Genomic DNA, 20,908 nt, shown 5'->3' with positions numbered 1-20,908 from the left:
ACTTTGTCAATTCAGATGGATAGGGTGGCAAGGAAGAAACCTTGCCGGCGCGCACGCTGGCTCGACAAGATTGCTTCTGTTTTTCATGCGACTCTTTGGACAAGGACGCCGGCCTTTATGGATGAAACCTTCGCCCTCTCTGCCCTGGCCCTGGCCGCTGTGCTCTTGGCCTTGCCCAAGGCGCGGCGGCGGCTGCAGCTCTCGCGCGCCAAGCACCGCTCCCTGGCCGGCCACTCGCGCATGGCCAAGCGCTTGGCTGGCCTGATCCCCGGCTATGCCTATGACGAGGCTCAGTTCTTCGCCTCGGACGCCGCGCCCGCAGCCGTGGCAGCGCAGCGCAGCCAAGGCTTTTATCGCCTTTGCGCCGTGCTGGGCGAGCGCCATGCCAAGAGCATTGCCGCGTCGAACGAAGCGCGCGAGGGCATCTCGGACCTGCAGTTCACCGGCAGTTACCGCGTGCCCTTTCAGTACAGCCCGTTTTTGCGCCAGCACCTCAAGACCGGCAGCTTTTTGCAGGCCTCGGACGGGGTGATGGTGGAAGACCTGGACGGCCAACGCTTCTACGACCTGACCGGCTCCTACGGCGTCAATGTGTTTGGCTACGACTTCTACCGCAGCTGTGTGGACGAGGGCATTGCCCTGACCCATCGCCTGGGCCCGGTGCTGGGGGCTTATCACCCCTGCGTGCTGGAGAACGTGGCCAGGCTCAAGCGCATCTCGGGTCAGGACGAGGTGTCCTTCCATATGTCGGGCACCGAGGCCGTCATGCAGGCCGTGCGTTTGGCGCGTTATCACACGCGGCGCCGCCATCTGGTGCGCTTTTGCGGTGCCTATCACGGCTGGTGGGAGGATGTGCAGCCCGGCCCCGGCAACCCCTTGCCGCCGCGCGAGACCTATACCTTGCAAGACATGGCCGAGGGCAGTTTGCGGGTCTTGGCGACGCGGCGCGACATCGCCTGTGTGCTGATCAACCCCCTGCAAGCCCTGCACCCAAACAAGGGCGCGCCGGGCGACTCGTCCTTGCTGGACAGCGGCCGCAGCGCCGGCTTCGACCGCGCGGCCTACACCGCTTGGCTGCAGCGCCTGCGCGAGGTTTGCACCGCGCGCGGCATCGTCTTGATCTTCGACGAGGTCTTCATGGGCTTTCGCCTGGCAGCGGGCGGCGCGCAAGAATACTTTGGCGTGCGCGCCGATATGGTGGTTTACGGCAAGACCTTGGGCGGTGGCCTGCCGGTGGGCGTGGTGTGCGGGCGGGCTGATTTGATGAAGCGCTTTCGCGAGGATAGACCCGCTGATATTTGCTTCGCCCGTGGCACCTTCAATGCCCATCCCTATGTGATGGGCGCGATGAAGGTCTTTCTGGACCGGCTGGAGAGCCCACAGCTGCAGGCCGTGTATGCCGATCTCGACGCGGTCTGGAACGCCCGCGCCCAGCGTCTCAACGCGGCGCTGCAGGCGGCCGGCCTGCCGCTGCGGGTGGCTAACTTGCAATCCATCTGGACGGTGATGTACACGCAGCCCTCGCGCTACAACTGGATGCTGCAGTTCTATTTGCGTGAACAAGGTCTGGCTCTGAGTTGGGTGGGCACGGGGCGTTTCATCTTCAGCCTCAACTACAGCGAGGCCGATTTCGAGGCGGTCTTGCAGCGCTTTGTGGCCGCGGCCCTTGCCATGCAGCGCGAGGGCTGGTGGTGGCAGGACGCGGGCTTGAGCAACAAGAGCATTCGGCGCGGCATCCTGCGTGAGACCCTGGGTGCTAAGTGGCGGGAGCTGCTTGGAGGTAGCGTTAGCTAGGTTTGGCGTTAGCCCAGGGCATGGGCCAATCGCCTCCGCTCATGCCAGGGCCACAGGCCCTGGCCTTTGCTAGGCACAAACAGTCCTCAGGACTGTTTGTGTCCGAGCGCAGTCCCCCCGTCTTGGGCTTCGCCCAAGCCTCCTCCTTTACTTCGCTGCGCCGATTGGCCCATACCCTGGGCAATCGACGTTTTGCTTTTTGGAGGAGGGCTGATTTCAGCCCTGCGTCTTCACATGCTCCATCGGATCAATCAGCTCGCCGCGCAGCAGGTAGAGCGGGGCCTTGTGATACAGATAGATGTCGTGGAAGGGGTCGGTGATGATCTTGGTGGCCCAGGCCAAGCCGGTCATGAAGCTCTGTTGAACCCATAGCTGCAGGACGCGGAACAGCAGGCCCGCCACACCCAGGGCCAGCCAGGCGATGCCTACATCGTGCAAAAAGCCTTGGAAGTCTGCGGCCGGTGCAATCAAGCCGAATAGCGAGGGCTGGAACCACAGCACAGCAGGCAGGGCCACCCAGACGGCCAGCAGCACGATCTTGCGCTGGATGTTGTAGCCGATCTTGATCTCTTCCTTGTGCTCGTCGCTGGCCTGGTTGACGTGGTCATAGCCGCGCGGCTCGAAGAAGAAGTGCCCCGCCTGGCGGCTGGTCATGGACACGCACCAGGCCAGCAGGGCGGCGCGGGCGGGGTCAATGAAAAGCAGGGCGTAGGAGACGAGAAAGCAGATGGCGCTGAGCAGGTGCAGGCTTTGGTTGATGCGGCTGTGGTGGTAGTAGCGGTGATCGTCCCAGCGCTGCACGGCGAGTGTGTTCAGGAGTTCCTTCACGTGGCGGCCTCTTGTTGGATTGAAAGATTGAGCAAGGCGCGGCCCCCGTGGGGCGGCGTGACGCGATGGTGACGGCCCCGCGTGAAATCTGCGTGACAGTGTCTTGTCATCGAACTGTTATGCATTCCCGGCACGATGGGTCTATGAATACCGCACTCATTAGCAGCACCGTCGAGCACTCCGGTGCAGGCATCCTGGTCGACCAACTGCCGGCGGCCCAGCGCTCGCTGCGCATTGCCTTCGTCACCGAGACCTATCCGCCCGAGGTCAATGGTGTGGCCATGACGATTGCGCGCATCGTGGACGGCCTGCACAAGCGCAACCACGATGTGCAGCTGATTCGCCCGCGGCAAGAGCCCGGTGATGCTGCCGAGCGCAGCCCGCGCTTCCACGAAGTCTTGATGCGCGGCCTGCCCATCCCGCGCTACCCCAATCTGCGCATGGGCGTGCCCTCCAAGCGCGCCCTGGTGCAGCTGTGGTCGGTGCAAAGGCCCGATGTAGTTCACATCGCCACCGAGGGCGCGCTGGGTTGGTCGGCCTTGCAGGCGGCACAACATCTGAAGCTGCCGGTGTGCTCGGACTTCCGCACCAACTTCCACGCCTACAGCCGCCACTACGGCATCGGTTGGCTCTACAAGCCCATCATGGCCTATCTGCGCAAATTCCATAACCGCTGCCAATGCACCATGGTGCCCACCGAGGCCTTGCGGCGCGATCTGGAGGCCAGCGGCTTCAAGCAGCTGAGCGTGGTCTCACGCGGGGTGGACATTGCGCAGTTCACACCGCTGCGCCGCAGTGCTGCGCTGCGCGAGCAATGGGGAGCGTTGGAGGACGATCTGGTCTGCATTTATGTGGGCCGCATCGCCCCTGAAAAAAACCTGGCCACGCTGACGAGCGCCTTCGCCGCCGTGCAAGCCAAGAACCCACGCGCCAAGCTGGTGGTGGTGGGCAGTGGCCCGCAGCAGGCGGAGCTGCAGCAGCAACTGCCGCAAGCGATTTTTGTGGGTCAGCGCAAGGGCGAGGATCTGGCAGCGCATTACGCATCAAGCGATCTCTTTCTCTTCCCCAGCCTGACCGAGACCTTTGGCAACGTCACCACCGAGGCCATGGCCAGCGGCCTGGCGGTTGTGGCCTTTGACTATGCGGCCGCGGCCCAGCTGATCCGCACGGGTGATAACGGGGTGCTGGTGGCCATGGACGATAACGCCGCCTTCGCGCGTGCTGCCGCCCTGGCCGCCAGCGATCTGGCGGGTGTGCGTCAGATGGGGGCAAAGGCCTGCGCGACCGCTCGTGAGCTGGACTGGGCCAGCATCGTCGCCCGCTTCGAAGGCGTGTTGGACGCCGTCATGCTGCGCGCTCAGGCGCCTCAGGGCCTGCCCCTGGTGACGACGCGGCGCTCGGTGGTCTGACCCTCTTTCTGCTTCTCTCGCGCGCCATCAATCCCAGCATGGCCGCCGCGATCGCCAGGCCCCAGCCCCACATCATGGCGGTGATGGGCACGTCCATCGCCAGCAAGGCCGCGTAGACGGCCAGCATGGCCAGCACGCTGGCGTTCTCGTTAAAGCCCTGCACGGCGATGGAGCGGCCGGCGCTGAGCAGGCAAAAGCCCCGGTGCTGCAGCAGGGCGTTGAGCGGCACGACCAGCAGGCCGCCCACCACGCCCACCAGCACGAGCAAGGGCAGGGTGAATAACAGCTGTCGGCTCATGCCCACCACAGGGATCAACAAGCCCAGCAGCACGCCGAAGACCAGCATCTGCTTGGCTCGGGCCAAGGGCACCCAGCGCCCCGCGATGCCTGCACCCACGACGACGCCGACGGCGACGGCCGCTTGCAGCAGGGCCGCCCGGTCCAGGGTCAGGCCCAGCACATCGGCGGCCCAGCGCAGCACGGCGAACTGCAAGGTGGCTCCCACACCCCAGAAGATGGTCGTGACGGCCAAGGACAGGCCGCCTTCCCGGTCCCGCCACAGCAGGCGGTTGGTCTGCCAGAAGTCCCGCAGCAGGGCGCGTGGCCGCAAGCTCGCGCAAGCAGGATAGCGAGCGCCGCTGTCCGGGATGCCCAGATTGAGCATGCTGGCCAGCGCGTAAACAAGGCTGAGCGCAAGCAGGGAGCCGCTCAGCTGACTGCCCTGGCTCATGGCCTGAGCCAGCTTGATCCATAGATCAGTTTGCAGCAGCCAGGGGCTGACCAAAACGCCACCCAGCACTACGCCTAACAACGCGGCACCGACCACCGAAACCTCCAGCCAGCTATTGGCACGCACCAGGTCCTTGGCCGCCACCATCTCGGTTACCAGACCGTATTTGGCCGGGGCGTAGGCGGCCGCGCCGAAGCCGATCAAAGTGAAGGCCAGCATGGGGGCCACACCCAAAGCCAAGGCCGCGAGGCCCAGCAGCTTGACCCCATTCATCCAGGCCATCAGCCTTGCCTTGGGGACCGCATCGGCCAGGGGCCCGACGAAGGGCGCCAGCAGCACATAGGCGATGGTGAAGCCAAACTTCAGCAAGGGCGCCCACCAGGCGGGTGAGCCCTGTTCCTGCAAGAGGGCAATGCTGACGATCAACAAGGCGTTGTCCGCCAGCGCCGAGGCGAACTGAGCCGCGATCAGCAGGTGGAAACCAGGGGGCATGGGGGCTCTTCGCGTCTTCTTGGTGAGGCCATGGGTGGCGCTGAAGACGGGAGCCTGACAGGGGGGTGTGAAAAGCTGGTGACAAAGGGCTGAACCCGGCCTGGGTGCGCGAGCGCTCAGGCATGTGTTTGGGTTCAGGCTTGCATGCGGTGAGGGCTTTTGAGTGCCTGAGACGGCAACTCCGTTAGCCTCGCAGCGCCGCCTCTAGCTCCGCAAAATTCTGCGAATGGATGCCCTGCGGGATGCGCAGCCCCAGGGCGGCTTCAAGACGGCGAGCCGAGAACAGGCCGTGCAGGCGAGGGCCTTCGGCATGGGGGTCGATGACGACCAGATAGGGGTGGCTTAGCTTCATCAGCGTTTGCACCACATTGCCCACGCTGGCGCGTTCAACCGTGGCGCGTTCCAGCACCTGCCAGTCGCCGACCGGTGTCATCAAATGCTCGAGGCGCAGATCATCGTGATGCACATGGTCGGCCAGAGCTCGTTGCACCGGCTTCTCGCTGGCCAGGTCGTCACGGGTGACCAGGCCAACGACGGCGCCGTCCACGCCGGTGACAAAGCTCATGTGTACCCGGGCGCGCAACATCATGTGCAGGGTCTGGTCCACCCCGTCGCCTTGATCGGCCATCACGCAGGGCGCGAAGCGAAACGAGGTCATCAGGCTTAGCGCTGGGTCGCTCAGGTGCGCGTTGGCCTCGGGCATGGGCAGGCGCGGCGAGCCCTGGCTGCGGGCCAGGGGCAGGGCGTGGAACTGATACTCGGCAGTGGCGGGAGGGTTGTTGGACATGGACGGGCGCTCCGGTGAGGGGGGTGGAGAAAGGAGGGCCGAGGGGGATGCCCAAGGCATCTTGTTCTTTTACTCCGATAGCCCCGACCCTTGCCAGCGCATGTCCCTGAAGTTGGGGAGCTTTTCCCTTCTTTACTCTCCGCGCCGTCTTCAGGCCTTCAGGCCTTCAAGCCCAGCGCCTTCCAACCTTCCAGGCCCAGCTTCTCCAGCGTGGCCATATTGGCCTCGTAAATCGCATCGGTGTCGGCCATGGTTTCGGTGGCGCGGGCTATGCTGCTCTCGCGCAGCAGATGCAAGGTGGGGTAGGGCGAGCGGTTGCTGTAATTGCTGATGTCGTCCAGCTCGGTGCCGGCGAACTGGTACTGGGGGTGGAAGCTGGCGATTTGCAACTCGCCATCCAGCTCCAGGTCTTCCACCAAGGCATCGGCCGCGCCCAGGAAGTCATTGAAGTCCAGGAAGTCGGTCAAGACTTTGGGGTGGATCAGCAAGCTGGTTTCGATCTCATCCGGGTCGGCGCGGTTCAAGGCCAGCAGCTCGCGGGCCAGCTCCTTCAGCAAGTCCTCAGGCGTGCTGGCCGTGCTGACCACATAGCGCAGCCTTTTGTTGACATGCACGCTCTTGGCGAAAGGGCAGAGGTTGAGGCCGATGACGGCCTTCTCCAGCCAGAGCTGGGTTTCTTGCTGAACCTGTTCGGCGTCGAGGGGGGCGGTGTTGTCGTTACTGCTGTTCATGACTCTTCTCTAAACCATTCAATGCCTGCTGCGCCGCCTCAAAGGCTTGGCGCAACAGGGCTTGTTTCCATTCGGGGGTGTCAATGTAGAAGGCATCGCGAATTTGCTGCTTGATGCGTCGCAGCTGATCCTCCGATGCCTCCGGGTGGGCCTCTAGCCAATGGTCGGCGCGCAAGGCGTCGATCATGGCCTTCAGCGGCACGGTGCCGTATTCCAGGGCGATGCCGGTGTAGCGAGCTTGCGGGCAGCAGCGCTCGATCACGCTCCACATCAGACCCACCAGGGGCGCGGAGCTGGAGCTGCCGTCGCTCAGCGAAGTGACCTCAGGCCCCCACCAGGCACGGGCGCGTGCGAGCTGGTTGGGGTCTTGGGCCGAACCGGCAAAGATGCGCTCGCCGTGGCCGCTAGGGCCCAGGCCTGTGTGCAGATCGATCCAGGCGATGTCGTTGGCACCCGCGCCATGCTCTTGCAAAACATGGCGCAGGGTTTGGTGGCTCCAGGTCGGCGCGCGGCCGCCGTAGAACAGGCCCAACTCATGCTTGTACTGGCCGCCGCTGATGGCTTGCTGCAAAGCGGCCTCACCATGGCGGGCGGCGTAGTCGCTCAGCAGCGCTTCGTCGGCAGCGCTGGGCGGCCAGTGCGCTGGCAGCAAGGCATTGGCGATCTCCTCGTAGCCCGGGTTGGCGGGCAGCTCGGCGTGCTGGGCAAAGTCGTGGAAATTGCGATTCAGATCCACCCCTTCCTGCGTGACCCGGCGCAGCCAGGAGAAGCCGTAGGGGTTGAGGGCGTGGATATAGAGCACGGCCAGATCGGCTTGCGCTCGCACGGCGGCCAGCCAGCCCGCATCGCTGAGCAAGGCGGTCTGAATGCCCGAGCCGCAAAAGCCCTCCACCCCGTGGCAGGCGCTGCTGATGATCAGGAGCTTGCGTGCCTTGGCCGGGCCTTGGCGCACCAGGTCCATGGCCAGGCGCTCACCTTCGCGGCCCAGCAAGGGATGCCAGTGCGGCTCGGCATCCAAGCCCGCTGCCTCGGCGGCGGCCAGGAACTTGGCGCGCGCCTCGGCATAACTTTGTGAGAAAAATTGTGAGGCCTCGGCGGCCTTTGCCGTGTTCATGGCTGGGGCCGATTCAGCCAGGCCTCGGCCAGGCGCACCCACATCGAGCCGCCCAGGGGGATCAGCTCGTCGTTGAAGTCATAGCTGGGGTTGTGCAGCATGCAAGGCCCCAGGCCGTGGCCGCCCTCGCGGTGGCTGCCATCGCCATTGCCGATCAGGAAGTAGCAGCCCGGCGTCTTTTGCAGGAAGAAGCTGAAGTCCTCGGCGCCCATGGTGGGCTCGAACTCTTGCACCTTGTCGGACCCGGCCATCGCGCTGAGCTGCTGGCGCACAAACTCGGTCTCGGCCTCGTGGTTGATGGTAGGCGGGTAGTTGCGCTTGAAGCGGAACTCGCAATCCACCTCAAAGGCCTCGGCAATGCTTTGGGCGATGGCCTGCATGCGGCGCTCGATCAGGTCCAGGGTCTCCAGGGTGAAGGTACGCACCGTGCCCTCGATATGGCAGGAGTCCGGGATCACATTGGTGGCCTCGCCCGCATGGATGGTGGTGACCGAGATCACACCCGCATCGATGGGTCGCTTGTTGCGGGTGATGATGGTCTGGAAGGCCTGCACCATTTGGCAAGCCGCCGGTACCGGGTCAATGCCCAGATGCGGCATGGCCGCATGCGCGCCCTTGCCGCGCAAGGTGATGAAGAACTCATTGCTGGAGGCGAACACCGGCCCGCTCTTGACCGCAAACTCGCCCGCCGCCATGCCCGGCCAGTTGTGCGCGCCGAAGATGGCCTCCATGGGGAATTGCTCGAACAAGCCGTCCTTGATCATCTCGCGCGCGCCGCCGCCGCCTTCTTCGGCGGGCTGGAAGACCAGATACACGGTGCCGTCGAAATTGCGGTGCTGGGACAGATGCTTGGCCGCCGCCAGCAGCATGGCCGTGTGGCCATCATGCCCGCAGGCGTGCATCTTGCCGGGGTAGTTGCTGGCATGCGCGAACTGGTTGTGCTCGGTCATGGGCAGGGCGTCGATATCGGCGCGCAGGCCCACGGCGCGCTTCGATGTGCCGTTCTTGACGATGCCCACCACGCCGGTCTTGCCCAGACCACGGTGTACGGGAATGCCCCAGTCGCTGAGCGCACGCGCGATCAAATCGGCCGTGCGCTCTTCCTGAAAACAGAGCTCGGGATGGGCGTGGATGTCACGTCGCAAGGCTTTGATGCTGGGGGCATCGGCCAGGATGGGGGCGATCAGTTGCATGGCGCTTTTCCTTGACTCATAGGACTTACGCAAAACCGCCACAGCGTCGTTCAAACACCTTGCCGTACCCGGGCACTGTTTACGGCGCTTTGCCTAGCTGCGACGATTTTGCGTAAGTCCTCATTCAAAAGAGTGCGCGCCTGCGAGCCGGAGCTGGCAGGCGCGCCTGGGCCATCAGTTTAATGCTTGACCTTGCCGTCCCCGGTCAGCAGGGACAACTCCACAAAGCCCGAACCCTGGTGGTCTTGCGGGCCGAAGTTGACGCGGAAACCACCGGCGTTGTACTCGCGCATGGATTCGAGGGCGCCCACCAAGGCTTCCCGGCTGGGCCTGGGGCCCATGCGGCGCAAGCCCTCGGTGAAGACCTTGGCGGCCAAGAAACCTTCCATGGCCGTGTAATTGGGGCGGGCATCGCCACCGGCCTTGTGCAGGGCGGCCTGGTACTCGGCCACTACGCCGGTGCCCGTGCCGTAGGGGTAGGGCATGACCTGGCTGACCGCCACGCCGGCGGCGTCACGGCCCAGCTCGTCCGACAAGGCCTGGGTGCCGACGAAGGAGACGTTATAGATCAGGCCGCCGTAGCCGGCCTTGCGGGCCTCGCGGATGAAGGCGGCGCAGCTCTTGTAGGCGCTGACCAGGATGATGGCTTCGGGGTGGCGACCCTGCACCAGGGCCTTGACGGCCTTGGCCACATCGACGGAATTGCGTTCCACCGTGGCCACGCCCGTGGGCGCCAGGCCCAGGGACTTGAGCGCCAGCTGGGCGCCGTTCAGGCCGGCCTGGCCATAGCTGTCGTTCTGGTGGAAGACGGCGATGCGGTTCAGGCCCAGCTGGGTCAGCTGCTTGACGATCAGTGCGGTCTCGTCGTTATACGAAGCACGCAGATGAAACACCCAGCGGCTGAAAGGCTCGCGCAGGGCCTGCGCGCCGGTGAGCGGTGCAAAGAAGGGGATCTTGGCCGCGTTCACCAAGGGCAGGGCGGCCAGCGAGGTGGGTGTGCCCACATAGCCGAACAGGGCGAAGACCTCATCGGCAATCAGCTTCTCGGTATTGCTTTTGCAGCGTTCGGGCTCGTAGCCATCGTCCAGGCTTTTCAAGATGACGGGCATGCCGTTCACGCCGCCGGCCGTGTTCAGGGCGTCGAAGAAGAGCTTGGCGCCGGCCTGCATCTGCAGGCCTAACTGGGCGGCGGGGCCGCTCAAGGCGCAGGACTGGCCCAGCACGATGGCGCGTTTCTCATCGGCCTGCAGCAGGCCGCTTGCACTCAGGGCGGCCAAACCGCCAAGGCCTTGCAGGCCTTGCCTGAGGATTTGTCTTCTTCTTCTTTGCAAGTGGGGCTCCCTCAACGCGATAGATGTGATGTGAGATCGCGCCTCGGGCTCAGAAGAGACCGGGCGCGATTTATGACCGACCCTGCATTTTGATCGCAGGCTTGGCTTCTTTGAGCGGGTGGGCTGGGGCCTGATGCCAGGGCGCGACGCTTGCCTTGCGCTTGCGTCCGCGCCCAGCCACTCGGGCCCGCCGCGATCAGCTCAGGCGGAACTGCGAGACGGTAGCGGCCAGGCGGCCGGCCTGCTCGCGCAGGCTCTCGGCGGCGGCGGCGCTTTGCTCCACCAGGGCGGCGTTTTGCTGGGTCATTTGGTCCAGATGCTGGACGGCCTGGCCGATCTCGCCCAAGGTGCTGGCCTGGCTGCCGGACTGGGCGGCGATGCTGGACACCACCGTGGTCACGTGGCCGACGCTGCTGACCACGTCCTTGATCTTGTGCCCCGCCTCGGTGACCAGGCTGCTGCCGCGCTCCACCTGCTCGACGGTGGCGGAAATCAAGGTCTTGATCTCCTTGGCCGCCTCGGCGCTGCGGCCGGCCAGGCTGCGCACCTCGGAGGCCACGACCGCGAAGCCGCGGCCTTGCTCGCCGGCACGGGCCGCTTCCACGGCGGCATTGAGGGCCAGGATATTGGTTTGGAAGGCGATGCCATCGATCACGCCGATGATGTCACCGATCTTTCCCGAGGCACGCTGGATGTCGGCCATGGTATCCACCACCCGCTGCACCATTTCACCACCGTCCTGAGCCACCGAGGAGGCCTTGAGTGCCAACTGGTCCGCCTGGCGGGAGGACTCGGCATTGTGATTGACCGTCTGGGCCAGGGTCTGCAGGGCGGCGCCGGTCTGCTCCAGGCTGCTGGCCGCCTGCTCGGTGCGGTTGGACAGGTCCAGGCTGCCGGAGGCGATTTCGGAGGAGCTGGTCTGCACCTGCTCGGCCGCGTCACGCACCTCGCCAATGGTGTCGCGCAGCTGGTTTTGCATCGCGTCCAGGGCTTGCTTGAGTTGGGCCAGCTCGTCCTCGCCGACGACCGAGATGCGGCCGGAGAGGTCGCCAGCGGCGATGCGCTGGGCCATCTCGCGCGCCTCATGCACCGGCGCGGTGACCGAACTGGTGATGATCAAGGCGATCACCGTGCCCGAGGCAATCGCCGCCAGCAGCAGGCCCAGGGTCAGGTTGCGAGCCTGGCGGGCCTGGCCGGTGGCCACATCGACCGCCAGCTCCAACTCATCATGCATATTGTCGGCATAGGCGCTCAAGGCGGCCAGATAGGCCTCCATGGCGGGGATCAACTCCTGGCTGATCCGGCTGCGTGTGTCCACGCCTTCCTTTTTCTGCTTGAGCAAGTCCTCGCGCAGATCTTGATAGCGCTTGCGGGTCTCGCCGATCTTGGCATGCAACTCGTCGCTGCGGGCCGATTGGCTGAGCTTGTCCACATCTTCTTGCAGCTTGTTGATGATGGGCGAAACCTCCTTCATCTTGCGGGTGAAGGCCTCGACAAACTCCTTGTCATCGCTGGTCATCTGCACGACCCGGCGTTGGATGTTCGCCTCGGCCAAGCCGGCCCAGCGGCGGGCCAGGTCCAGGGCCTGGACCTCGTTTTGCACCAAGGATTCAATCCGCTCGCTCAGGAGTGAGACGCGCATTAATCCGATGGCAGCGGCCACCAGCATGACGGCCATGATCAGGCCGAAGCCCGCGAGTACACGAGCTTTAAGGCTCAGAGTTGAAAGGAACTTCATTTTTTGGTCTCCCCGAAGATCCTGCGTTTTTAGCAATAAAGCGCCCCTGGCCATGCGGCAAAAAAGACCTTAAACACGCGGCTGAATTGTTGAGCGATAGGCGCCCACTTCGTTTGACCCTGTTGCGGCCCCGCCAGCCTCGTGCCCGGGTGGCCGCGGGCTTGTGCAATAGTAGGAAGATGAGCGCCACAGCCACCCCCATTCACAGCAGCAAGAGCCCCGCCAGCCAGACCCGCATCGTCAAGGGCGCCTGCCCGCACGACTGCCCCGACACCTGCGCATTGAGGATCACCGTCGAGAACGAACGGGTGATCAAGGTGCAGGGCGCGGCCGAACACCGCAGCACCCACGGCGCCCTGTGCACCAAGGTCTCGCGTTACGCGGAGCGCACCTATCACCCCGAGCGTGTGCTGCAGCCCCTCAAGCGCGTCAGCGCCAAGCATGAGGCGCCGCGCTTTGTGCCGGTGAGCTGGGCGGACGCCTTGGCTGATATCGCCGCCCGCCTGAAGGCGATTGCCGCCCGCGAGCCGCAAGCCATCCTGCCGTACAGCTATGCCGGCACCATGGGCTTGGTTCAAGGCGAGGGCATGTCGGCCCGCTTTTTCAATCGCCTGGGCGCCTCGCGCCTGGATCGCACCATCTGCGCCTCTGCCGGGGGCGCGGCCATGACGGCCACCTACGGCCACAAGGTGGGCATGCACCTGCCCTTTTTCGCCGAGAGCCAACTCATCCTGATCTGGGGCAGCAACTCGATTGCCTCCAACTTGCATTTCTGGACCTTCGCCAACCAGGCCAAGCGCGCCGGCGCCAAGCTGATCTGCATAGACCCGCGCAAGACCGAGACGGCCGACAAATGCCACCAGCACATCGCCCTCTTGCCCGGCACCGATGGCGCCCTGGCCCTGGGGCTGATGCATGAGCTGATCCAAAACGATTGGCTGGACCACGACTATCTGAATGCCCATGTCGATGGCTGGGAGGAGCTGAAGGCCAAGGCCTTGCAATGGCCGCCCGAGCGGGTGGCCGAGGTCTGCGGCATCACGGCCGCCGAGCTCAGCCAGCTGGCGCGCGACTACGGCACGACCCAGCCGGCGGCGATACGCCTGAACTACGGCATGCAGCGGGTGCGCGGCGGCGGCAATGCGGTGCGCCTGGTGGCCTTGCTGCCCTGCCTGACCGGCGCCTGGCGCAGCCGCGCCGGTGGCCTGCTCCTGTCCAGCTCGGGCTGGTTCGCGCCCTACAAGAACACGGCCGCGCTGGAGCGGCCCGAGCTGCTGCAAGGCCCCGCACCCCGCAGCATCAATATGAGCACGATTGGTGACGACTTGCTGCGTGAGGCCAGCGCCGATTTCGGCCCCAAGATCGAAGCCTTGATCGTTTACAACAGCAACCCGGTGGCGGTGGCGCCGGAGTCGCCCAAGGTGGTGCGCGGTTTTCAGCGCAGCGATCTCTTCACCGTGGTGCTGGAGCATTTCATGACGGACACCGCCGATCTGGCCGATTACGTCCTGCCCGCCACTACCCAGCTGGAGCATCTGGATGTGCACACCAGCTATGGCCATACCGATGTCCTGATCAACGAGCAGGCCGTAGACCCCATCGGCGAGGCCAAGCCCAATACCCAGATCTTCCGCGAGCTGGCCGCCGCCATGGGCTTCACCGAGCCCTGCTTTGCCGAGACGGACGAGCAGCTGGCGCGCCAGGCCTTCACCGCGGCCATCGATTTCGAAGCCTTGCGCGCCCAGGGCTGGTTCAGCCTGCCTGTGCCCGAGGCGCCTTTCGCGCAAGGCGGCTTCCCCACGGCCAATGGTCGGGTCCATGCGGCAGGGGCGGATTACGTCGCCAATTACGAAAGCCAAGCCTCTAGCCCCGACCTCGCACGGCGCTATCCGCTGGCCATGATCTCGCCGCCGGCGCGCAATTTCCTCAACTCCAGCTTCGTCAATGTGAAGAGCTTGCGCGATATCGAGGGCGAGCCCTTGGTCGAGGTGCATGCTGAGGACGCCGCCGCACGCGGCCTGGTGGACGGCACCATGGTGCGGGTCTTCAACGACCGCGGCAGCTATGTCTGCCGCCTGGCCATTAACGCAAGGGCCCGGCCCGGCGTGGTCAACGGCCTGGGCGTGTGGTGGCGCAAGCTGGGTGCGGCGGGCACCAATGTCAATGAAGTGACTCACCAGGGCCTGACCGATATGGGCCAGGCGCCTAGCTTCTACGATTGTTTGGTGGAACTGGAAGCGCTGGCCGCGTGATCGTGCTGCGCAAGCTGGCGATCGGTTTGACGGCCGGCTTGCTGCTGGCCGCGGTGGCGGGCTGCGCCCAGCTGGGCTATCTGAGCCAATCCGTGGGCGGGCATTTGCGCCTGATGGCCTCGGCCCAGCCGGTGGCGCAGCTTGTGCAAGACCCGCAAACAAGCCCCGAGCTGCGCGAGCGCCTGGTTTTGAGCCAGCGCATGCGGGATTTTTCCGTCCAGCAGCTGCATCTGCCCGACAACGACAGCTACCGCCGCTATGCCGATTTGCAGCGCGAGGCCGTGGTCTGGAATGTGGTGGCCACGCCCGAGCTGAGTTTGATGCTCAAGACCTGGTGTTTCCCGGTGATGGGCTGCGTGGGCTATCGCGGTTACTTCGACAAGGCCGAGGCGCAGGCCTATGCCCAGTCTTTGCAGGCCGAGGACTCTGAGCTGGAGGTCCTGGTCTACCCGGTGCCGGCCTATTCGACCTTAGGCTGGAGCAATTGGATGGGCGGCGACCCCTTGCTCAGCAGCTTCATCCGCTACCCGGAGGGGGAGTTGGCCGGGCTGATTTTTCACGAGCTGGCCCACCAGGTCGCCTATGCCGCAGACGACACGGCCTTCAACGAAGCCTTTGCCACGGCCGTGGAGCGGCGCGGCGCGCAAGCTTGGTTGGCGCAGGCGGGCAGCCCGCAAGCGCGCGAGGCCTATCAAGCCAGGCAGTTGCGGCGCGAGCAGTTTCGTGCGCTCACCGGCCGCTACCGCGCCCAGCTGCAAGCCATTTACAGCGGCCCGCAGACCCCGACCGAGAAGCGCCGCGCCAAGGCCGAGCTGATGCAGGCCTTGCGTGCCGAGCCGGGCTTGGAGGCTTGGGGCGCGCGTGCCAACAATGCCAGCTTTGCCCTGCTCTCGGCCTATACCGAGCTCAGCCCCGCTTTTGAGGCCTTGCTCGACGCCCATGGGTGCGACTGGCCCCGGTTTTATGCCGAGGTGCAGCGCCTGGCGGCACTGCCAAAATCACAGCGCCAGCAGCAATTGCTGCTGCTGGCCACCCCCAAACACCAGCCTGGAGACTAAGCATCATGGCCGACATCCGCATTCACCGAGACCATGATTTGGGCCTCAAGCGCGCCCGCGAAATCGCCTGGGCCTGGGCCGAGCAGGTCGAGGCCAAATTCGATATGGAATGCACCGTGCTCGAAGGCAAGACCAGCGACACGGTGGAGTTCAGCCGCTCCGGCGTCAAGGGCGAACTGGTGGTGGCCGCCAAGCACTTCGACCTGCATGCCAAGCTGGGCCTGCTGCTGGGCGCCTTCAAGTCCACCATCGAGGGCGAGATCCAGAAGGAGTTGGATGCTTTGTTGGCGGCCGATGCAGCCACGGCAAAGAAGGCGGCCAAGAAAAAGCCGACCTGAGTGAACTCAAGGTCGGCTGACGGGCCGAGCGCCGGGCCGCCATGGGCCGGAGGCCAATGGCCCTCCGTAGGCACAAGCAGTCCGCAGGGACTGCTTGTGTCCGACTCCAGCCCGCCAAGCCGGCCCGCGTTGGTGATGCTTGGCGGTCAATCCGCCACGCATCACCGTCCCCTCGGGGGACCGACCAGACTCGCCCGCGTTCAGCGAGGCGAGACTGGGCGAGGGGTAGGTTTACTTCAGAGAATCGATCAGGTCGATGTACTGTTGTTGGGCTTCGTCCTGGCTGGTGCCCTTGAGGCCGGCCCAGGCGTCGAACTTGGCGCGGCCCACCATATCGGTGAAGCCGGGGCGCGAGCCTTCCACATCGCCAGCGCTGCCTTGCTTGTACAGGGCATAGAGCTTGAGCAGGGTCATATTGTCCGGGCGCTCGGGCAGTTGCTTGGATGCTGCAACGGCGGCTTCGAATTGTTCTTTGAGGCTCATTGGAGGATCTCCTTTTGGGGTGTGACGCAGGGTCACTTGGTGACAATCGGTATGGACGGCAGCGATGTTAACCATCATTGTTCGCCGTAATTAGAGAGATAGATTCAAGATCCCCGCAAACCGAACACCCGCGCGGCCGGTTTGCAGGGGGCTGTAGAACAACAGGAGACGACTTTGGCTTCTTTGCATGAACGCATGTCCAAGGTGGACACGGCCTGGCTGCGCATGGACACCGAGTCCAATCTGATGATGATTGTGGGCGTGTGGCGCATCCGCCCCGGCATCACGCTCGCCGCCATGCGCGAGCGCATCGAGGCGCGCCTGCTGCAATACCCCCGCTTCCAGCAAAAAGTGGTCGAAGATCATCTGGGCGCCCAATGGGTGGAGGATGAGGACTTCGACATCCAACGCCACGTCCTGGCCGAGATCTTGCTGCCCTTGCGCGGGCAAACGGCGGAGGCCGCGCTGAAGGAGCGGGTGGGCGAGCTGGCCATGCAGCCCCTGGACCCGGCGCATCCGCTCTGGCAATTCCAGCTGGTCGAGGATATGGGGGACGGCTCCAGCGCCTTGATCGCCCGCATCCATCACTGCATCGGCGACGGCATCGCCTTGATCGCCGTGATGCTGTCCATCACCGATGGCGGCCGCGCGCCCCCCAAGCGCCAGCAGCAGGCCAGGGATGATCAGGACTGGCTCACCGACACCTTGCTGCGCCCCATCTCCGACATGACCATCAAGGCCATACGCCTGGCCGGCAAAGGCATGTCCAAGTCGGTCGATCAGATGATGCATACGCCGCACCCCATCGACAACAGCCTGGAGATGGCGCGCCTGGGCTATCAGGCGGTCAGTGATGTGGCGGCCTTTGCCTTGATGGCGGACGACTCCCACACCCGGCTCAAGGGCAAGCCCGGCACGGCCAAGCGGGTGGCCTGGGGCGAGCCCCTGCCCCTGGATGCCGTCAAGGCGGTGGGCAAGGCCATGAACGCTTCGATCAACGATGTCTTGCTGAGTTGCGTGGCCGGGGCCATCGGCCGCTACCTGCAGGAAAAGGGCGACGATGTCAGCGGCCAGGAGATCCGCGCCATGGTGCCGGTCAATCTGCGCCCGCTGGAGAAGGCCTATCAGCTGGGCAATCGTTTCGGCCTGGTGCCCCTGGTCCTGCCCATTGGCATAGAAAACCCGGTGGAGCGGCTCTACGCGGTGAAAGCGCGGATGCAGGAGCTCAAGGGCAGCTTTCAGCCGGTGCTGGCCTTTGGCCTGCTGTCGGTGGCGGGGCTCTTGATCAAGCCGGTGCAGCAGGCCATGCTGAATCTGTTTGCCAAGAAGGCCACGGCGGTGATGACCAATGTGCCCGGCCCGGCCGAGGCCTTGAAGTTCTGCGGTGCGACGGTGGAGCGGGTGATGTTCTGGGTGCCGCAGTCCGGCGATATCGGCGTGGGCGTCAGCATCCTGACCTATGCCGGCCATGTGCAGTTCGGCCTGATCACCGACAGCGGCCTGTGCCCCGACCCCGAGGGGGTGATCGAGCAATTCACCCCCGAGTTCAACAAGCTGCTGGTGCTGGCGCTGATGCTGCCCTGGGGCGGGGAAGGGAATGATTAAGCCATGCCGTCCACAATTACTTGTAGCGAGCCCTGCGAGCAAGGCTCGACCCTGGCACTGAGTTGATAAATTTCGCGCAGCATGGAGGCGCAGATCACCGCCTTGCTGGGCCCGCAGGCGCAGTGCCGGCCCTGGGCCAAGACCAGGGTCTGGTCGGCAAAGCGCAGGGCCTGATTGAGATCATGAATGGCGATGAAGATCAGCAGGCCACGCTGGCGCGCCAGCTCGCGCAGCAGGGCCAGCACCTGCAACTGCCGGTGCAGGTCCAGGGCGCTGGTGGGCTCGTCCAGCAGCAGCACCTCGGGCTTGCGCACCAAGGTCTGCGCGATGGAGGCCAGTTGCCGCTGGCCGCCGCTGAGTTCGCCCAGTTGACGAAATGCGAGCTCGGCAATGCCTAGCGAGGCCAGCGTCTCATCGATCAAGGCCAGCTCCTCGGCGCTCACCTGCCAGCGCCCACTGCCTTGTTTGCAGGCCAGCAAGATTGATTCATAGACCGTCAACGCCGGGCTGGCCGAGTTGTCCTGCGGCAAGTAGACGATGGCCTGCTGCCCTCGGCGCGAGCCCTCCAGACGTAGCTGACCAGGGCCGGGAAGCAGCCCGGCCATGCGTTTGAAAAGAGTGGATTTGCCGGCGGCATTGGGGCCGATGACGGCCACCAGCTCGCCGCCCTTGAGCGGTGGGCTGCACACGCCGCTCAGGGCTTGTTTCGCGCCGTAGCTGGCGCCCAGATCTTGCATTTGAAGGCTCAGCATGGGCGTTTTCCGCTGCGCACAATCAGGAAGATGAAAAAGGGCAGGCCTATCAAGGAGGTGACGATGCCTATGGGCACGATGGCACCCGGCAGCAGCAGCTTGCTGAGCACCGAGCTGAGCGACAAGATCAGCGCCCCACAGAGCAAAGACGCGGGAATGAAGAAGCGCTGGTCCTCGCCGATCAGCATGCGGGCGATGTGTGGGCCCACCAGACCCACAAAACCTATGGTGCCGACAAAGGCCACCGGAAAGGCCGCCAGCAGGCTGACCAGCAAGAGCACTTGCAGGCGCAGGCGCTGGACCGCGACGCCAAAGCTGGCCGCCTTGTCGTCGCCCAGGCGCAGGGCGGTGAGCGCCCAAGCCTGGCGGGCAAACAGGGGCAGGGCCAGCAGCAGGGCGGCAGATGTGATGGCCAGCTTGGGCCAGCTGGCCTTGTTCAAGCTGCCCATGGTCCAGAACACCACGGCGGCCACGGCTTGCTCGCTGGCGAAAAACTGCACCAGGGCCAGCAAGGCATTGAAGGTGAACACCAGGGCGATGCCGAGCAAGACCAGGGTTTCCGGCCGTGCACCCGGTTGACGGCTCAAACCATAGATCAGGCCCGAGCAGAGCAAGGCCATCACAAAGGCGTTGAGCGGCACGAGATAGTCGCTCAGAAGACCCCAAGCCTGGGGCAGCAGCTGCACACCGAAGGCCAGGCCCAGGGCGGCACCAAAGCTGGCGGCCGCCGACACGCCCAAGGTGAAGGGGCTGGCCAAGGGGTTGTTGAGCACCGTCTGCATCTGGGCGCCGGCCAGCGATAGCGCGGCGCCCACGACCAAGGCCATCAAGGCCACGGGCAGGCGGATCTCCCACATCACGATGCGCGCCTGCGGGCTGGCTTCGTCCGGATGCAACAGGGCTTGCAAGACCTCGCCCAGCTCGTAGCGAATCGGTCCGGAGCCGAGATCCAGCAAGAAGCTGGCGAGCAAAAGCAGGCCAAGCCCAATGAGCAGCAGCTGGCGGCGGCGGATCAAGGCCCGGTAGCTGCCGGCATTGGCTTGGGGCTTGGCGCGGGGCAGTTGCAGGGTCTGTGTGTTCATGGACGGGTCTCCCTCAGGCTGAGGAAGTAGCCGGGCTGGTAGTCGATGGGCAGGAAACGTTGGTGCAGCTCGCGGAAGCTGGCCTCCGGGTCCAGGTCGGCAAACAGCTGGGGATGGAACCACTTGGCCATTTGTTGAACCGCGATGAACTGATAGGGGCTGTTGTAGAACTGGTGCCAGACGGCGTGCAGCTGCCGCTCGCGCAGCGCCTCGCTGCCGGCATAGGCGGGGCGGGCCAGATAGCCCGTCAGCTTGCGCCTGGCCTCGAACGGATCGGCCCCAGGCCCCACGGCCACCCAGCGGCCGCCGGGCGCATAGGCCTGCCAGTTGGCGCTGGTCACCACCACATGGGCCGGGTTGGCGGCCAGTACCTGCTCCGGATTGATCTGGCCAAAGGTGCCGGGCAGCAGATTCTTGGCAATGTTCTCGCCACCGGCCAGCTGGACATAACGGCCAAAATTCTCGTCACCGAAGCTCAGGCAACATTCCTCGCTGAGGCCGCCGGTGCGTTCGATAAAGACCTTGGGGCGCACAGGATTGCTTGCGGCCAGGCGTTCGCTGACCTTGGCAAGCTCTTGTTGCCTGAACGCTATCAAGGCCTGGGCCCTGGCCTCTTGGCCCAGCAATTGGCCGATCAGGCGGATGGTGGCGTCCGTGTTCTGCATAGGCTGGTGACGGAAGTCGATGTAAAGCACCGGGATGCCGGCCGCCGCCAGCTTCTCCACCATGCCGGTATCGCTGCTCGCGCGTTGGGCATCGATATTGAGCAGGACCACATCGGGTTTGAGGCCGATCAGCTGTTCTGCATCCAGCGCAGCGAAGCTGGGGATGTGGCCGATCTCGGGAAAGCGCTGTTGGTACTGGGCATAGGTGTCGGGGTCGGCCTGCATCAGGTCCGAGCGCCAGGCGGCGATGCGCGCCAGCGGCTGCTTCGCATCCAGGGCGGCCCACAGGTAGAGCTGGCGGCCCTCGCCCAGCACCACTTTTTGTACTGGCAGATTGAGCTCGACCTCGCGGCCCAGCAGGTCCTTCACCCGCGTGCCTTGGGCCTGGCTTGGGCGAGGCGCGGTGTCGGCCTGCTTCCAGGGCAAGAGACTGAGGGCCCAGACGATGGCGGCCAGGCCTGCGAGCAGCAGCGCCCGTCTGCGCCAGATCTGGTGTTGTGTGGTTCGATTCGGCTCGTGCATGGTG

The 20,908-nt window shown here is 64.8% G+C and carries 18 protein-coding genes; 6 read left to right on the top strand and 12 right to left on the bottom strand.

Annotated elements, in window-relative coordinates; genetic code table 11:
* Nucleotides 1–117 precede the first annotated feature (117 nt).
* Nucleotides 118–1,794 carry an aminotransferase class III-fold pyridoxal phosphate-dependent enzyme gene (locus DBR47_RS06725; RefSeq protein WP_124448246.1) on the top strand — a complete coding sequence of 559 codons (1,677 nt, stop codon included), beginning with the start codon at nucleotides 118–120 and terminating at the stop codon, nucleotides 1,792–1,794.
* Between the two features lie 216 nt (nucleotides 1,795–2,010).
* Here DBR47_RS06725 and DBR47_RS06720 read toward each other — a convergent pair whose 3' ends face one another.
* Nucleotides 2,011–2,622, bottom strand: a complete 612-nt coding sequence (locus DBR47_RS06720) for a hypothetical protein (RefSeq protein WP_124448244.1) — start codon at nucleotides 2,620–2,622, stop codon at nucleotides 2,011–2,013.
* A 143-nt stretch (nucleotides 2,623–2,765) separates the two neighbouring features.
* On the opposite strand from DBR47_RS06720, the gene DBR47_RS06715 reads away from it, so the two are divergent.
* A complete protein-coding gene (locus DBR47_RS06715) occupies nucleotides 2,766–4,031 on the top strand; it encodes a glycosyltransferase family 1 protein (RefSeq protein WP_124448242.1) in 1,266 nt (421 codons plus the stop codon).
* Here DBR47_RS06715 and lplT read toward each other — a convergent pair.
* The 7 genes from lplT to DBR47_RS06680 all read right to left on the bottom strand — a co-directional run bounded on the left by lplT (nucleotide 3,967) and on the right by DBR47_RS06680 (nucleotide 12,147).
* A complete protein-coding gene (lplT, locus tag DBR47_RS06710) occupies nucleotides 3,967–5,253 on the bottom strand; it encodes a lysophospholipid transporter LplT (protein WP_124448240.1) in 1,287 nt (428 codons plus the stop codon). The genes DBR47_RS06715 and lplT overlap by 65 nt on opposite strands.
* A 184-nt stretch (nucleotides 5,254–5,437) precedes the next feature.
* The gene (locus DBR47_RS06705) at nucleotides 5,438–6,040 is read right to left on the bottom strand and encodes a CBS domain-containing protein (protein ID WP_197046906.1); all 603 of its coding nucleotides are present in this window, start codon (nucleotides 6,038–6,040) and stop codon (nucleotides 5,438–5,440) included.
* 158 nt (nucleotides 6,041–6,198) lie between these two features.
* Entirely contained in the window at nucleotides 6,199–6,771 is a 573-nt protein-coding gene (locus tag DBR47_RS06700) for a DUF1415 domain-containing protein (RefSeq protein WP_124448237.1), read from the bottom strand.
* On the bottom strand, nucleotides 6,758–7,885 hold the full coding sequence (locus tag DBR47_RS06695) for a M14 family metallopeptidase (protein WP_124448235.1): 1,128 nt from the start codon (nucleotides 7,883–7,885) through the stop codon (nucleotides 6,758–6,760). Before DBR47_RS06695 ends, DBR47_RS06700 begins: the two co-directional genes overlap by 14 nt.
* The gene (locus DBR47_RS06690) at nucleotides 7,882–9,078 is read right to left on the bottom strand and encodes a M20 aminoacylase family protein (protein WP_124448233.1); all 1,197 of its coding nucleotides are present in this window, start codon (nucleotides 9,076–9,078) and stop codon (nucleotides 7,882–7,884) included. Before DBR47_RS06690 ends, DBR47_RS06695 begins: the two co-directional genes overlap by 4 nt.
* 179 nt (nucleotides 9,079–9,257) lie before the next feature.
* Nucleotides 9,258–10,409 carry an ABC transporter substrate-binding protein gene (locus DBR47_RS06685; protein ID WP_370454878.1) on the bottom strand — a complete coding sequence of 384 codons (1,152 nt, stop codon included), beginning with the start codon at nucleotides 10,407–10,409 and terminating at the stop codon, nucleotides 9,258–9,260.
* A 196-nt stretch (nucleotides 10,410–10,605) separates the two neighbouring features.
* Entirely contained in the window at nucleotides 10,606–12,147 is a 1,542-nt protein-coding gene (locus DBR47_RS06680) for a methyl-accepting chemotaxis protein (protein WP_197046905.1), read from the bottom strand.
* A gap of 179 nt (nucleotides 12,148–12,326) precedes the next feature.
* Here DBR47_RS06680 and DBR47_RS06675 point away from each other — a divergent pair, with 179 nt between their 5' ends.
* The 3 genes from DBR47_RS06675 to DBR47_RS06665 are packed head-to-tail and all read left to right on the top strand — an operon-like array spanning nucleotide 12,327 to nucleotide 15,795.
* A complete protein-coding gene (locus tag DBR47_RS06675) occupies nucleotides 12,327–14,399 on the top strand; it encodes a molybdopterin-dependent oxidoreductase (RefSeq protein WP_124448229.1) in 2,073 nt (690 codons plus the stop codon).
* Complete coding sequence (locus DBR47_RS06670) at nucleotides 14,396–15,457, top strand: aminopeptidase (RefSeq protein ID WP_231512165.1); 1,062 nt, start codon at nucleotides 14,396–14,398, stop codon at nucleotides 15,455–15,457. The genes DBR47_RS06675 and DBR47_RS06670 overlap by 4 nt, the downstream gene beginning before the upstream one ends.
* Before the next feature lie 5 nt (nucleotides 15,458–15,462).
* Nucleotides 15,463–15,795 carry a polyhydroxyalkanoic acid system family protein gene (locus DBR47_RS06665; protein ID WP_124448227.1) on the top strand — a complete coding sequence of 111 codons (333 nt, stop codon included), beginning with the start codon at nucleotides 15,463–15,465 and terminating at the stop codon, nucleotides 15,793–15,795.
* Nucleotides 15,796–16,026: 231 nt separating this feature from the next.
* Here DBR47_RS06665 and DBR47_RS06660 read toward each other — a convergent pair whose 3' ends face one another.
* A complete protein-coding gene (locus tag DBR47_RS06660) occupies nucleotides 16,027–16,278 on the bottom strand; it encodes an acyl-CoA-binding protein (protein WP_124448225.1) in 252 nt (83 codons plus the stop codon).
* A gap of 174 nt (nucleotides 16,279–16,452) precedes the next feature.
* Here DBR47_RS06660 and DBR47_RS06655 point away from each other — a divergent pair, with 174 nt between their 5' ends.
* Nucleotides 16,453–17,883, top strand: a complete 1,431-nt coding sequence (locus tag DBR47_RS06655; RefSeq protein ID WP_370454877.1) for a wax ester/triacylglycerol synthase family O-acyltransferase — start codon at nucleotides 16,453–16,455, stop codon at nucleotides 17,881–17,883.
* Here the strand turns inward: DBR47_RS06655 and DBR47_RS06650 are convergent.
* From DBR47_RS06650 to DBR47_RS06640, 3 genes are read right to left on the bottom strand one after another with little or no spacing between them, the layout of a single operon-like run.
* On the bottom strand, nucleotides 17,880–18,635 hold the full coding sequence (locus DBR47_RS06650; protein ID WP_124448223.1) for an ABC transporter ATP-binding protein: 756 nt from the start codon (nucleotides 18,633–18,635) through the stop codon (nucleotides 17,880–17,882). The genes DBR47_RS06655 and DBR47_RS06650 overlap by 4 nt on opposite strands.
* Nucleotides 18,629–19,717, bottom strand: coding sequence for an iron ABC transporter permease (locus DBR47_RS06645; protein ID WP_124448221.1), 1,089 nt, complete (start codon nucleotides 19,715–19,717; stop codon nucleotides 18,629–18,631). The genes DBR47_RS06650 and DBR47_RS06645 overlap by 7 nt, the downstream gene beginning before the upstream one ends.
* Nucleotides 19,714–20,904 carry an ABC transporter substrate-binding protein gene (locus DBR47_RS06640; RefSeq protein WP_124448219.1) on the bottom strand — a complete coding sequence of 397 codons (1,191 nt, stop codon included), beginning with the start codon at nucleotides 20,902–20,904 and terminating at the stop codon, nucleotides 19,714–19,716. The genes DBR47_RS06645 and DBR47_RS06640 overlap by 4 nt, the downstream gene beginning before the upstream one ends.
* Nucleotides 20,905–20,908: the final 4 nt, after the last annotated feature.

Origin of the sequence: Paucibacter sp. KBW04 (assembly GCF_003852425.1) — a bacterium.
Classification (GTDB): Bacteria; Pseudomonadota; Gammaproteobacteria; order Burkholderiales; family Burkholderiaceae_C; genus Paucibacter_A.
The sequence above is the reverse complement of the archived record's forward strand: the minus strand, read 5'-3'. Positions and strand labels throughout refer to the sequence as shown.